Raw genomic sequence first — 12,694 nt, forward strand, 5'->3', positions numbered from 1 at the left:
CCGGCGCCGCCGGATCCGAGTCCGGCGCCGCCGAGGCGACCGCGTCCGGGCCGCAGATGCGGTTCGTCGATCTGACGGGCAGCCGTGAGGCGGCCGGCCGGTCGATCCGGATGCGTGACATGGCCCGGCGCCTGCCGCAGTTGGTGCGCCGGTCGCTGGCGCTCGCCTGGCGGGTCGACCGGCGGGCGACCGTCGGCCTCCTGCTGTGCCAAGTGGTCGCCGGCGTGATGCAGGCCCTGGGCCTTGTCGCGATCAGTGGAACTCTGACCGCGCTGCTGACCAGTGGTGACGTCTACCAGCGACTCCTGCAGGCGTGGCCGTCCGTGGCCCTGCTGGCCGGTGCGTCCGGCGTACGCGCGCTTCTCGGAATCACCGTCAGCTGGCTTTCCTCCCGGCTGGGTCCGCTGATGTCGCGGGAGGCGGAGCAGATGCTGCTCACGGGCTGCGCGGAGGTCGAGCTGTCCGCGTACGACGAACCCGACTTCAACCGCGCCCGCGAAGCCGCCGACCGCGGAGCGCAGGTGACCGGGGATCTGATCGACGAAGGACAGGACCTGATCGCCTCTGCGGCCTCTTTCCTCGCCGGGGCGGTCGTACTGGCCGGGGTGAACTGGGTGCTCCTTCCACTCCTGGTTGCGGCCAGCCTTCCGCAGGCCCTGGCCCAGGTCAGCGCAGCCCGGGCGCGCTATCTGGCGAACCTCCGCAGCAACGGCGACAACCGGATGCTTTCCGTACTGCGGTGGCACATCTACACCAAGGACGCCGCCGATCAGATCCGCGCGGGCACCATGTCCGCCTTCCTGTCGGGCCGTTACCGGCAGACGGTCGCCCGGATCAACCGTGAGGACCGCGCCGCGGCCGACAAGGGAGCCCGCATGTCCCTGGTCGGCGCGGTGTGCGGAGGCCTCGGGTCGGCTGTCGTATGGGCGGCGGTGGTGTGGCTGCTGGCCACCGGCCGGATCAGCGTCGGACACGCGGGGACGGCGGTCTTCGCCCTCCAGACGGTGGGACAGTCGGTGCGCGGACTGGTGGCCGTCGGCGCGCGAGCCGTACGTACCGGCCTGTACATGGACGACTGGAGCGCCTTCCTGGACAAGGCAGGAGGTTTTCGGATGCGCCGGGGCGCACTCCGGCCCGAGCCGCCGAAGACGATCGAGATCAAGTCGGTCTCCCACCGCTACGGAGGGAAGGACCGGGACGCGCTGTCCGACGTATCGCTCACCCTGCGCCGCGGCGAGGTCACCGCTCTGGTCGGTTTCAACGGCTCGGGGAAGTCGACGCTGTCGAAGCTGGTGAGCGGCCTCTACCTGCCCACCGACGGACAGGTGCTGTGGGACGACACCCCCACCGGCGACGCCGACCCGCAGGCGCTGTGGCAGCAAGTCGCCCTGGTGCCGCAGGACTACGCGCACTGGCCCCTGACGGTCCGCGAGAACATCACCCTCGGCCAGCCCTCGTCGCGCGGTGACGCGGCGGTGCGCGAGGCGTGCGAGGCCGCCGGCGCCGACGAGGTCGTCGACAGACTCGGTGCGGGTCTCGACACCCTCCTCGCCCGGGAGTGGCTCAACGGGGAGGAGCTGAGCGGTGGCCAGTGGCAGCGCATCGCTCTCGGGAGAGCGTTCTTCCGCGAGGCGGGGCTGCTGGTCCTCGACGAACCGACCGCCAACCTGGACCCCCGCGCGGAGCACCGGATCTTCCAGCGGCTCCGCGGACTGGCACAGGACCGGGTGGTTCTGTTGGTGACCCACCGCATCACCAACGTCGCCGTGGCCGACCGGATCGTCGTCCTCGACGAAGGCAGGATCGTGCAGGAGGGCACGTACCAGGAACTGGCAGGACAAGAAGGCTTGTTCCAGCAGCTGCTGGCGTACCAGGTCACCTCCGACACGGCCCGGAGCGACGCCGAGAAACACGGGACACACGCATGAACCGCGCCCGCCCCGGTGTCCCCGGGAGGAAGCCCGGCCCGGGACACCGGGGCGGGCGCGGCCACGTACTCCTTCCACCGCCCGATGCCCCGCGCTCCCATTCACGACTCCCGAGGTGATGACGTGCCGCTGACCCGTTCCCACATCCGCGCCACCGCCGAGGCCTATCTCGCCCGGCACCCTCACGAGCGGAAGGCCCTGGCAGGACTGCGGTCGGTCCTCGACGGCACAGGAGATCCCGCCGACCGTGCGGCGCTGCCCGCGCACATCACCTGCGGCGCGGTCGTCATCGACCGCGACCGGCGCGTACTGCACATCCACCACAGAGCGTCGGGGCAGTTGCTCACGCCGGGCGGCCACATCGAAGCGGATGATCGCAGCCTCCTGTCCGCGGCCCTGCGGGAGCTGCACGAGGAGGCTGGGGTCCGCCCCGGGGACCTGTGCCTGACGTCGTGGTTCCTCGGGGCTCCGATCGACATCGACGTTCATGACATCGACGCCGATCCGGCCAAGGGCGAGCCCGCCCACCAGCACTACGACTTTCGCTTCGCGTTCTGCCTCGCAACCGGACAGCCGCCGCCTCTCGCGCTCCAGGACGAGGAGGTCTCCGGAGCCCGGTGGCTCCCGTTCGCCGACGTCAGGTCCCCGACGCTGCGCGCCAAGCTCCTGGACGCCGGACTCGATGGGCGCGACGGGCTCGACGGGCGGCCGGAGCCGGTGAACGCGTCCGCCCTGATCCACGACGGGGCCGGCCGGTACCTGCTCCATCTGCGCGACAACTTCCCCGACATCTGGGAGCCGGGAACCTTCGCGTTCCTCGGCGGCGGCCGCGAGATCGGCGACGCCTGCCTGGAAGCGACCCTTCGGCGGGAACTCGCCGAAGAAGTCCCCGGCCTGGAGCCCATGGACCTGTCCCCGTACGCGGTGGAGGAGGCCACGAGCGTCGAGGGCCTCGCGGTACCGGTCCAGGTCTACTCGGGCCTCTGGACGGGTGATCCCGCCACAGTGGACCTCCAAGAAGGCGTGCTTCTTGGGTGGTTCACCCCCGACATGCTGGACCGGCTGCGCCTGAGCCCCGGTGCCGGAGAGCTGATTCGCCGGCACGCGGCCGAGCACCCGGCGGCCGGCGGTGCTTCAGGCAGCGTGCGTCAGATGCGGGGGACACCTTGCATTTCCTGGCCGGGCACTGCGAGCGGGAGTCCGCGGTCACCTGCCTCGTGAGGGAGGCCAAGGAGGCAGCCGGCCTGATCATCGATCCCGGCGAGGTCGAACTTATTCACGTGGTCCATATCGCGGACTCGCCCGTGGCGCGGCCGCGAATCCGGCTCGTCTTCCGGGCACGCTCCTGGACGGGCTCGCCGCAGATCCTGGAGCCCGACCGGTACGTGGAGTGGCGGTGGTGGATGCCGCAGGACCTCCCGGCTGAGGTTGTGCCGTACACGCGTGTGGCGACGGACGGGGTCCTCGCAGGCCGTGCGTACGCGGAGACGGGGGCTTGGGTGAACGGTGATGTGTGCGGCAGGTCCTCGGTCGCGTGAAGGGATTTCTCCCGCCCCCGGCGCGCACAGAACGTGCGCTGGATTGCCGGCCTGCCGTCAAGATGGCGGTAGCTCAGTGTTGAGTCTGTCGGCAGGCACGCGCTCGATGCGGGTCCAGCCCCTCCAGCCCCGCTCCTCCAGGATCGCCAACAGCCGCGCGGCGGCCGGTGCGGACTGGATCATGGTTGAGTCCAGCAGGTCGACGAACTGGTCATCGAAGCCGTCAGCACCCACCTCGCCGGCCTCCACAGCGGAAATCATCAGACGCTCCAGGATGTCGGCGATCTCGGTTACTCGCGAGTCGTCGGCCGACCAGTCGAGTGCCCCGCTGAGAAGGCTGTAGAGCCTCACCATGTCGGGGTTGTCCAGCTCCTCGTGCTTCTTGGCGATTACGGCTTCGATTCGATGCGGCACTTGGGCGGCGATCATGATCCAGGCATCCCGCTCCATCTCGATATACCGCTCCTCGACGCCGAGACCGCGCAGCCGGTCGAGGTAGTCCACGACGCTCTGCGGGAGCGCCAGGTGCTCTCCGGCTGCGAGCCGGGCGAGCCGTCTGCGGGTGCCCCGCAACCGCCGGATCTCGGCTCGCAGGTCCTTGTCGATCTCCTGGACGCCATCGGCGAACTCCTCCGGACAGGCGTCGAGGAGTTCCTGTACCCGGGCCAGCGGCACGCCGGCATCTGCCAGGGTGTGGATCCGGATCAGTCGCACGACCGTGCCGGCGTCGTAGATCCGGTAACCGGAGCGGTCGCGTTCGGGCTCCGGCAGCAGCCCTATCTGGTGGTAGTGGCGTACCGCCCGTACCGTCACCCCTGCGTACGCCGCTAGCTGGCTGATGGTGAGCATGGGTCTCAGCCTGCCTCAGGCGATCTTCCGGCGATAGGCGGCCATCGCGAAGACGTACGCCACGACGAGGGCGCCGACGCACCAGGCGAGGGCGGTCCAGATGTCGTCGCCGACCGGCCGCTGGGAGAAGAGGTCGCGGATCGTGTTGACGATCGACGTCACCGGCTGGTGCTTGGCGAACCAGCGCACTGGGCCGGGCATGGTCTTTGTGGGTACGAACGCCGAGCTGATGAACGGCAGGAAGATGAGCGGGTAGGCGAACGCGCCCGCGCCTTCGACCGACGTCGCGGAGAGTCCGGGTACCACGGCGATCCAGGTCAGTGCCAGGGTGAACAGAAACAGGATGCCGGTGATCGCGAGCCAATCCAGCACTCCGGCCCCGGTGCGGAAGCCCATGAGCAACGCGACGCCCACGACGATCACGAGCGAGATCAGGTTGGCGACCAGAGAGGTGAAGACGTGTGCCCACAGCACGCCCGACCGCGCGATCGGCATGGACTGGAATCGCTCGAAGATCCCGCTCTTCACGTCGGTGAACAGCCGGTAGGCGGTGTAGGAGACCCCCGACGCGATGGTGATCAGCAGGATGCCGGGCAGCATGTAGTTCACGTACGAAACCGACCCGGTGTCGATCGCGCCGCCGAACACGTAGACGAACATCAGCATCATGGCGACCGGCGTGATGACGGTCGTGATGATGGTGTCCATGCTGCGTGTGACGTGGCGCAGGGTCCGTCCCGTGAGGACAGCAGTGTCGCTGAAGAAGTACGCGGTCATCCTCGTCCCCCTAGCCGTTCCTGCTGATGGCGTCGCTCTTGTCGCCGATGAGCGCGAGGAAGATTTCCTCCAGGGTCGGCTGCTTCTCGACGTACTCGACGGTGGCGGGCGGGTAGAGCTGCTTCAGCTCGGCGAGGGTGCCGTTCACGATGATCCGCCCCTGGTGGAGGATCGCGATCCGGTCGGCGAGTTGTTCTGCCTCGTCCAGGTACTGCGTGGTGAGCAGCACCGTTGTGCCGTACTCAGCGAGCTCCTTGACCGTATGCCACACCTCGATGCGCGTCTCGGGGTCCAGCCCGGCCGTCGGCTCGTCCAGGAAGATCACCGGCGGATTCCCGATCAGGCTCATCGCGATATCAAGCCTGCGGCGCATCCCACCCGAATACGTGGACACCTTCCGCGGCCCGGCGTCGGTCAGCGAGAAACGCCTCAGCAGGTCATCCGCGATGGCGCCCGGGTCCTTGAGGTGGCGCAGCCTGGCGACGAGTACGAGGTTCTCCCGACCGCTGAGGATCTCGTCGACGGCCGCGAACTGCCCGGTGAGGCTGATGGACTCCCGTACGTCCGCCGGTCGCGTGGCGACGTCGAAGCCATGGACGCCGGCTGTCCCCGCGTCGGCCTTCAGAAGCGTGGCGAGGATCCTCACGGTCGTGGTCTTGCCCGCCCCATTGGAACCGAGCAGGGCGAAGATGTTGCCCCGCGCCACGTCGAAGTCCACACCGCGTAGCACTTCGAGCTTCCCGTACGACTTCTCCAGACCCCGCACGCGAATCGCCGGACCGGCGATCGATTGGGCTGTCATGGCCATCTGCCTCCTTTGCGGAGCTGTTCCAGGCGACGGCGAGGAAGCTCCTGCCGGAAGGATGGAGGGTTAACCCAGCGTCAGGGTCAAGCCTGCTTCGACCGCGGCATCGAGATTGCCGGCGCTGATGCGGGTGGTCGACGTGTGATGGTTCGCTCAGCCGGCGAACAAGCAGACTCGACGAGGCGGAACCGGAAATGACAGACGGTTAGTTGATGTGGTGTCTCTTGGAGCCGGAACCTGAAGGCGTTTCCTGCCGCCGCGACTCCGTTCAGTCCCGAACGAGACAGAACGGGTGCCCTGCCGGGTCGGCGCAGATCCGCCAACTGCGTTTCTCGTCACCGGCGTCGAGCAGCGTGGCGCCCAGTTCGAGGGCCTTCTCCTGGGCCCGGTCAAGATCCGGGACGCCCAGGTCGAGGTGGAACTGCTGTGGCCGGGCAGGGTCTGCCCACTGGGGCGGCCGATGGTCTTCCACACGCTGGAAGGCGAGCACGAGCCCGGTGTCCGTGTGGAGGGTCGCCCAGTCATCGTCGAGCGACCACCGCGGGTTCGGCTGGTTCACCGCACCGCCGAGAAGCGACTGATAGAACCTGGCGAGCTCAAGGACGTCAGCACAATCCAGCACCACACACTGCAACTTGGCGATCACGAAAGGCAGCGTAAGCCAGCGACGCGCAGGGAAGGCGAACAAGGCGCCCCCGGGACCGGCTGTCGCCCCCGCGCGAGGGTCACGTCACCGTTGGGGGCCACGCGTTCGCGTCCAGGACGCCGAATGCGTACGCGCGTGCCACCAGCGCCGTACGGCCGGGGACGCCCCAGAGTCTGGCGAGGCGGCCGAAGTGGTAGTTGACGCCGTCCGCGGTCATGCCGACGGCGCGGGCGATCGCCTCGGTGGTCGCGCCGCCCGCCGCCAGCGCCAGCAGCCTGCCGTCGACCGGGCTCACCCTGTCCCGCTCGCCGGCCGGCCGCGCCGAAGGGCGTTCGCGCTCGCCCAGGACGCGCAACAGCACCAGCAGGCCGCGCGGCGCCTCGGCGGAGTCGCTCATCGGGTCGACCGTCAGCTCCCCGTAACGCTCCTCGCTCCCGTCGGCCGCCGGCCAGCTCACCGCGATCGGGTAGCGGGAACTGTGCCCGAGCCGCAGCGCCTCCTTCAGCTTCTCCAACTGGGGCTCCGAACTGGGCCGCAGCAGGCCGAGTACGTTCCGGCCGCGCAGCCGGCCCGGCGAGGTGCGCCATTCCTGGGCCATCGAGGTGTTCGCCAGCAGGATGGTGCCGTCGGTCCGGCATACGGTGCCGGGCACCGGGACCCGGTCGAAGAGGGCCATGGCGCGGTTGCGCCACACCACCGCGTCTCCGTGTGCGTCGTCCGGGAAATCCGGCAACGCCGGCAGCTCGCCCACCCACCCACCACTCCCACTCTCGCGGCTTCACATCGTCTACGCGGGATCCAGCATGAACCACTCCGGATCACTACAGGATCATGTAGTGCCACCGGAGGTCCCGCAGGGTGTGCAGGGAGAGGATTGAACGGCAAACGTACTTCCCTGAAAGGCAGTTCATCCCCCCATGGCCGACTCCACGACGCCTCCTTCCCAGCCCGGTGAGGGCACCACGTACGACGATGGCGTACCGCTCGTCGATTTGTCCGACCAGCCTCCGTCCCCCCGGCTCGTTCAGGCGGCGATGGACCTCCTGCGCGAGCACGGTCCTGTGGTCAGGCGGCGTCAGTACGGCCGCGACACGCTTTTCGTCAGCGACCTCGACCTGGTCACGGAACTCGCGGACGACCAGCGGTTCGCCAAGCACATCAACCCGGGGCTGGAGAACGTCCGCGCGATCACCGCCGACGGACTGTTCACCGCGTACAACGACGAACCCAACTGGGCCAAGGCGCACGACATCCTGATGCCGGCGTTCGCGCTCGGTTCGATGCGTACGTACCACCCGGCCATGCTGGAGGTCTCCCGGCGCCTGATCGCGACCTGGGACCGGCACGCCGAGGCAGGTACCCCGGTCGACGTCCCCGCCGACATGACCCGGATGACGCTGGACACCATCGGACTGAGCGGTTTCGGCTACGACTTCGGCTCCTTCGACAGCGAGGAGCCGCACCCGTTCGTCTCGTCTCTGGTACGTGCTCTGAACTGGAGCATGGTCAAGATCACCGACAAGCCGGGCGACGACCACACGGAGCGCGACCGCGCGTTCCGGGCCGACGCGGACTTCCTGGCGTCGGTCGTCGACGAGGTCATCTCGGCCCGGGTCTCCTCCGGTGACACCTCCACCGACGACCTGCTCGGCCTGATGCTCCAGGCGCGGCACCCCGCCGACGACGCCACCCTCGACACGGACAACATCCGCAACCAGGTGATCACCTTCCTGATCGCCGGACACGAGACGACCTCGGGCGCGCTGTCGTTCTCCCTGTACTACCTGCTGAAGCAGCCTTCCGTGCTGCGGCTGGTCCAGCGCGAGGCCGACGAACTGTGGGGCGACGTCGCGGATCCCGAGCCGACCTACGAGGACATCGGCAGGCTCACGTACACCCGCCAGGTGCTCAACGAGACGCTGCGGCTGTGGCCGACGGCCGCCACGTTCAGCCGCGCGCCGCGTGAGGACACGACACTGGGCGGCCGGATCAAGGTGAGCGCGGGCCAGGACGTGATGGTCCTGACCGCGATGCTGCACCGGCAGCCGGTGTGGGGCGACAACCCCGAATTGTTCGATCCGGCGCGGTTCACAGCGGAAGCGGCGGCGGCCCGCTCCCCGCACGCGTTCAAGCCGTTCGGCACGGGTGAACGCGCCTGCATCGGAAGGCAGTTCGCGCTGCACGAGGCGACGATGCTGCTGGCCATGCTGGCGCACCGCTTCCGGCTCATCGACCAGGACGACTACCAGCTCTCCGTCAAGGAGACCCTGACCCTCAAGCCGGAGGGCCTGACGCTCACCCCCCAGGCCCGCACCTCCGCCGACCGGGAGGCGAACGCCGCCGCGCTGTCCGCCTTCGGCTCCGCCGCCACTGACGGTGAGCCGGCCACGGCGGGTGAGGGTCTGCCGACCCGGGTCGTACGGTCGACCGGCGCGCTGTTCCTGCACGGCAGCAACTACGGCACGTGCCGGGGATTCGCCGCCCAACTGTCCGACGAGGCAGCCGAGATGGGCTGCGAGACGGCTGTCGCCCCGCTCGACGCGTACGCCGGCGGCCTGCCCACCGACAGGCCCGTCGTCATCACCACCGCCTCGTACAACGGCCAGCCCACCGACGACGCCATCGCCTTCGCCGCATGGCTCACGGACGCGGAGCCGGGCGCGGCGGACGGGGTCAGCTACGCCGTCCTCGGCGTCGGCGACCGCAACTGGGCAGCCACGTACCAGCACATGCCGACCTGGATCGACAACCGCCTCGCCGAACTCGGCGGCACCCGGCTGCTGGAGCGGGCGGAGGCCGACGCCTCCGGCGATCTCACGGGCGACGTCAAGCAGTTCACCTCCGCGCTGCGTACCAGTCTGCTCACCGAGTACGGCGACCCCCACTCGATCGGCGCCGCCGCCGTTCCGGACGACGGGCCCGCGTACGCCGTCACGGAGGTCAGCGACAGCGACCCGCTCGACACCCTGGCCGCCCACCACGAGATGATCCGTACGACCGTGGTCGACGCGTCGGACCTGACCAGCCCGGGCCACCCCAAGGTCAAGCGCTACCTCCGGCTCGCGCTGCCCGAGGGCGTCGACTACCGCACGGCCGATCACATAGCCGTTCTTCCCGTCAACAGCCCGGCGCTCGTCGCCCGCGCCGCAGGACTGCTGCACGCCGACCTCGACACCGTCCTCAACATCACCCCGACCAGGCCCAAGCGCGACGGCCTCGCCGTCGACCGGCCACTGACGGTACGGGAACTGCTCAGCAGGTACGTCGAGTTGCAGGACCGGCCGACCGCCGAGCAGTTCGCCACGCTGGCCGAGCTGAATCCCTGCCACCCCGAGAAGAGCGCACTGGCCGCACTCGCGCACGACGAGGAAGCCAGGCAGGGGGACTGGCGCACCCTGCTCGACGTGATCGAGGACTGCCCGGCGCTGCGCGAGACGCTGACCTGGCCCCGACTGCTGGAGCTGCTGCCGCCGATCAGGTCCCGCCTGTACTCGATCTCCTCCTCGCCGCGGATCGATCCCGGTCATGTGGAGCTGATGGTCGCCCTGCTGGACGCGCCCGCGCGCTGTGGCCGGGGTGACTTCCGGGGGGCCGGATCCGGTTACCTGAACGAGGTCGGCGAGGGTGACACCGTTCTGGTCCGTATTCAGCCGTGCCGTGAGGCGTTCCGCATCTCTCACGAGGACCGGGCCCCGGTCGTCATGATCTCGGCGGGCACCGGTCTCGCACCGTTCCGCGGAGTGGTCCAGGACCGAGTGGAACTCGCCTCGGAAGGAGCCGAGTTGGCGCCCGCGCTGCTCTACTTCGGTTGCAACGCGCCGGATGCCGACTATCTGCACGCGAAGGAATTCCAGGCCGCCGAGGAGGCCGGCGCCGTCTCCATGCGCCCGTCCTTCAGCCGCGCTCCCGTCGACGGCGCCCGGTACGTGCAGCACCGCGTCGCCGCCGAGGGCGACGAGGTGTGGAAGCTGCTCGAAGAGGGCGCGCGGGTCTACGTCTGCGGCGACGGCGCCCGGATGGCGCCCGACGTACGCGAGGCCTTCCGCACCCTGTACGTGGAGCACACACCCGGCGCGGACGACGCGGCGGCGCGGGACTGGCTCCAGTCGCTGGTCACCGGGGGCCGCTACGTGGAGGACGTATACGCGGGCTGAGCCACCGCTCCTGCCTCCGGCCGCCGCATCCCGGCGGCCGGAGGCAGGAGCGTGTCCGTGCCGAGACAGCCCCCGGCCCGGTGGTGACGGGCGACGGGCGCGACCCGGCGTCCGGCGGCGGCATTGGCTGGGGCGTGGCCGATAAGAGTGAGAAGTGCGCCGGATCCGTTATTCATTTTCTCTGTGCGGGGCGGTCGCCGTACGGCAGGCTGAAAGCATGAACGCTGCCAGGCATGCCGGCGAACGGCTGATGACGTGGCCCGGTCTCAGTGGAGACCAGTCCTACTGCGGCACAGACCTGTGCGTGAGCGCGGGTGACAAGGAAATCGTGCACTTCCACGGCGAGAACGAAGCCGATGTGCACCTTACCCATTCCATGATCGCCAAATTGCGACCCGCTCTGAAGAACTCGACCGCTCTGCGCCTGCGGGCGGGCTCGGGGTGGGTGACCGTGCGGCTCGACACCGGCGCCGACATCGATCTGCTCACCACTCTGGTCAGCGCGGCGCTCCAGGCCGCGACCATACTTCCCGAGGGATCGGTCACCGGGCCGGTCACCGATCCCTGCTCACGGCAGCGCGCGTACTCCTCGTCCCACTGACTCCCGCCGCCCCGCCCCGCCACGGCTCCGGCTCCGGTGACGCGGCCGATCGCGAAACGGACAGCAAACACAGCGGTCGAGTCGGCACCGGTCGTCAGAAGCCCGACGATCAGCTCGGTGGCGACGGGAGCGGCGGAAAGCGACCCTCGGGTGACCGGCTGCCCCAGAACTGACGGTCCCAGTCAACTTCAGACGTCAGCCGCCGTCGAACGCCCTGCGTACCAGTGCCACCGACCCGGGGCCGGGCCCGGCGGCCTCGTGCGTAACGGCGTGTGCCGCCGTCCTCGTCCGCTCACGTCTTCGACTTGTCGAGAGCCGCCCTGACCAGCGCGGCCGCGAACGTCGCCCGGTCCGTGTCGCCGGCCAGGTCCGCCAGTTTCCCCGGCTCCGGCGGCAGCCCGACGCGGCGCGCGCCCTGCTGGGCCTTCTTGTCCAGATAGGGCGCGACCTCGGGCCAGATGCTCTGTACCTCCCGCAGGAAGATGTCCGCCCCCACCGGTCCCAGTCCGGGAACCTGCTGGAGCAGCCGGCGCAGCTCCGTGACGTCCTCGTGCGCCTCGGCGCGCAGCTTGCGCAGGTCGCCGCCGTACTCCTCCAGCAGGATGTCGGCGCCCTTGCCGAGCTGCGTCGCCGTCCGTTCGTCGTAGCGCCGGTATCCGCCCCGGCCGAGGGCGTCCACGCGTTCCTGCCAGGTGGTGTCCGCCATCCTGCGCGGGGTGCGCATGCCGGCCCGGGAGAGCGCCCGCGACGAGGCGAGCGCGATGCCGCTGCTGATGCGCGCGCTCAGCAGGAAGGACAGCACAAGCAACTGGTAGAGCGGCTGCGGAGTGTTCTTGAGCCGGATGTCCGCCTCGGACGCGTACGTACTGCCGTAGGTGTCGAGCAGTTCTCGTACGGCTTCGCGGTTGCCGGATTGCGCCACGACGCACCTCCTGAGTCAGGTGGTTGCGGTCACGGGCCTCGGTCACGGGCCCCGCGATCAGAGGTTCCGGTCACGAACCCCACGGGCCCCACGTCACGGGCCTTGCGGCCGGAAACAGGAAGAGATCAGTCCCTGCCCTTTCCATTGTTGCTCGGCCAGGTGCCCGTCGCGCGTTCTATGGCCTTGGCGCCCGCCCGGTCGACGGCGCCGCGTACGACGGCGAAGATCGCGCCCTGGATCGCGGCCGCGAGCAGGACCTCGCCCCAGCCCCGGTCCGGGTCCAGGGCATCGGGCGCGTCGTCCTCGTGCCGCAGGGCCTTCCACGTCTGCTGGAACACCTGCCCGGCCAGGGCGCCGCCGACCCAGCCGAGGGCGAAACCGACGGGTTTGTAGGCAAGTGACAGCTTCTGTTTCTTCTTCACCTCAATCGACTGCCCGCCGCGGGCCCGGTGCACACACCCCGGCAGGCCCGAT

The 12,694-nt window shown here is 69.5% G+C and carries 12 protein-coding genes; 5 read left to right on the forward strand and 7 right to left on the reverse strand.

Going from position 1 to position 12,694, the window contains the following annotated elements; all coding sequences use genetic code 11:
• Positions 1 to 56: 56 nt before the first annotated feature.
• From ACIP6N_RS25965 to ACIP6N_RS25975, 3 genes are all read left to right on the forward strand, one after another.
• A complete protein-coding gene (locus ACIP6N_RS25965) occupies positions 57 to 1,928 on the forward strand; it encodes an ABC transporter ATP-binding protein (RefSeq protein ID WP_401819580.1) in 1,872 nt (623 codons plus the stop codon).
• 123 nt (positions 1,929 to 2,051) lie between these two features.
• Positions 2,052 to 3,149, forward strand: coding sequence for an NUDIX hydrolase (locus ACIP6N_RS25970; protein ID WP_401819364.1), 1,098 nt, complete (start codon positions 2,052 to 2,054; stop codon positions 3,147 to 3,149).
• On the forward strand, positions 3,095 to 3,466 hold the full coding sequence (locus ACIP6N_RS25975; protein WP_401819365.1) for an NUDIX domain-containing protein: 372 nt from the start codon (positions 3,095 to 3,097) through the stop codon (positions 3,464 to 3,466). Before ACIP6N_RS25970 ends, ACIP6N_RS25975 begins: the two co-directional genes overlap by 55 nt.
• A gap of 57 nt (positions 3,467 to 3,523) precedes the next feature.
• On the opposite strand, the gene ACIP6N_RS25980 is transcribed toward ACIP6N_RS25975, so the two are convergent.
• The 5 genes from ACIP6N_RS25980 to ACIP6N_RS26000 all read right to left on the reverse strand — a co-directional run bounded on the left by ACIP6N_RS25980 (position 3,524) and on the right by ACIP6N_RS26000 (position 7,294).
• On the reverse strand, positions 3,524 to 4,315 hold the full coding sequence (locus ACIP6N_RS25980; protein ID WP_401819367.1) for a MerR family transcriptional regulator: 792 nt from the start codon (positions 4,313 to 4,315) through the stop codon (positions 3,524 to 3,526).
• Positions 4,316 to 4,330: 15 nt separating this feature from the next.
• Positions 4,331 to 5,092: an ABC transporter permease gene (locus tag ACIP6N_RS25985; RefSeq protein ID WP_401819369.1), complete on the reverse strand. Its 762-nt coding sequence runs from the start codon at positions 5,090 to 5,092 to the stop codon at positions 4,331 to 4,333.
• A 10-nt stretch (positions 5,093 to 5,102) separates the two neighbouring features.
• Positions 5,103 to 5,894, reverse strand: coding sequence for an ABC transporter ATP-binding protein (locus ACIP6N_RS25990; RefSeq protein ID WP_401819370.1), 792 nt, complete (start codon positions 5,892 to 5,894; stop codon positions 5,103 to 5,105).
• Between the two features lie 271 nt (positions 5,895 to 6,165).
• Positions 6,166 to 6,543, reverse strand: coding sequence for a VOC family protein (locus tag ACIP6N_RS25995; RefSeq protein WP_401819372.1), 378 nt, complete (start codon positions 6,541 to 6,543; stop codon positions 6,166 to 6,168).
• Positions 6,544 to 6,622: 79 nt separating this feature from the next.
• The gene (locus tag ACIP6N_RS26000) at positions 6,623 to 7,294 is read right to left on the reverse strand and encodes a helix-turn-helix transcriptional regulator (protein ID WP_401819373.1); all 672 of its coding nucleotides are present in this window, start codon (positions 7,292 to 7,294) and stop codon (positions 6,623 to 6,625) included.
• A gap of 166 nt (positions 7,295 to 7,460) precedes the next feature.
• On the opposite strand from ACIP6N_RS26000, the gene ACIP6N_RS26005 reads away from it, so the two are divergent.
• A complete protein-coding gene (locus ACIP6N_RS26005; RefSeq protein ID WP_401819375.1) occupies positions 7,461 to 10,697 on the forward strand; it encodes a bifunctional cytochrome P450/NADPH--P450 reductase in 3,237 nt (1,078 codons plus the stop codon).
• Between the two features lie 217 nt (positions 10,698 to 10,914).
• A complete protein-coding gene (locus ACIP6N_RS26010; RefSeq protein WP_401819377.1) occupies positions 10,915 to 11,298 on the forward strand; it encodes a luciferase family protein in 384 nt (127 codons plus the stop codon).
• 292 nt (positions 11,299 to 11,590) lie between these two features.
• Here ACIP6N_RS26010 and ACIP6N_RS26015 read toward each other — a convergent pair whose 3' ends face one another.
• The gene (locus tag ACIP6N_RS26015) at positions 11,591 to 12,220 is read right to left on the reverse strand and encodes an endonuclease (RefSeq protein ID WP_401819379.1); all 630 of its coding nucleotides are present in this window, start codon (positions 12,218 to 12,220) and stop codon (positions 11,591 to 11,593) included.
• Positions 12,221 to 12,345: 125 nt separating this feature from the next.
• Entirely contained in the window at positions 12,346 to 12,642 is a 297-nt protein-coding gene (locus ACIP6N_RS26020) for a DUF4235 domain-containing protein (protein ID WP_401819380.1), read from the reverse strand.
• Between the last annotated feature and the right edge of the window lie 52 nt (positions 12,643 to 12,694).

The sequence above is a fragment of the Streptomyces sp. NPDC088725 genome (genome assembly GCF_044751305.1).
Lineage (GTDB): Bacteria > Actinomycetota > Actinomycetes > Streptomycetales > Streptomycetaceae > Streptomyces.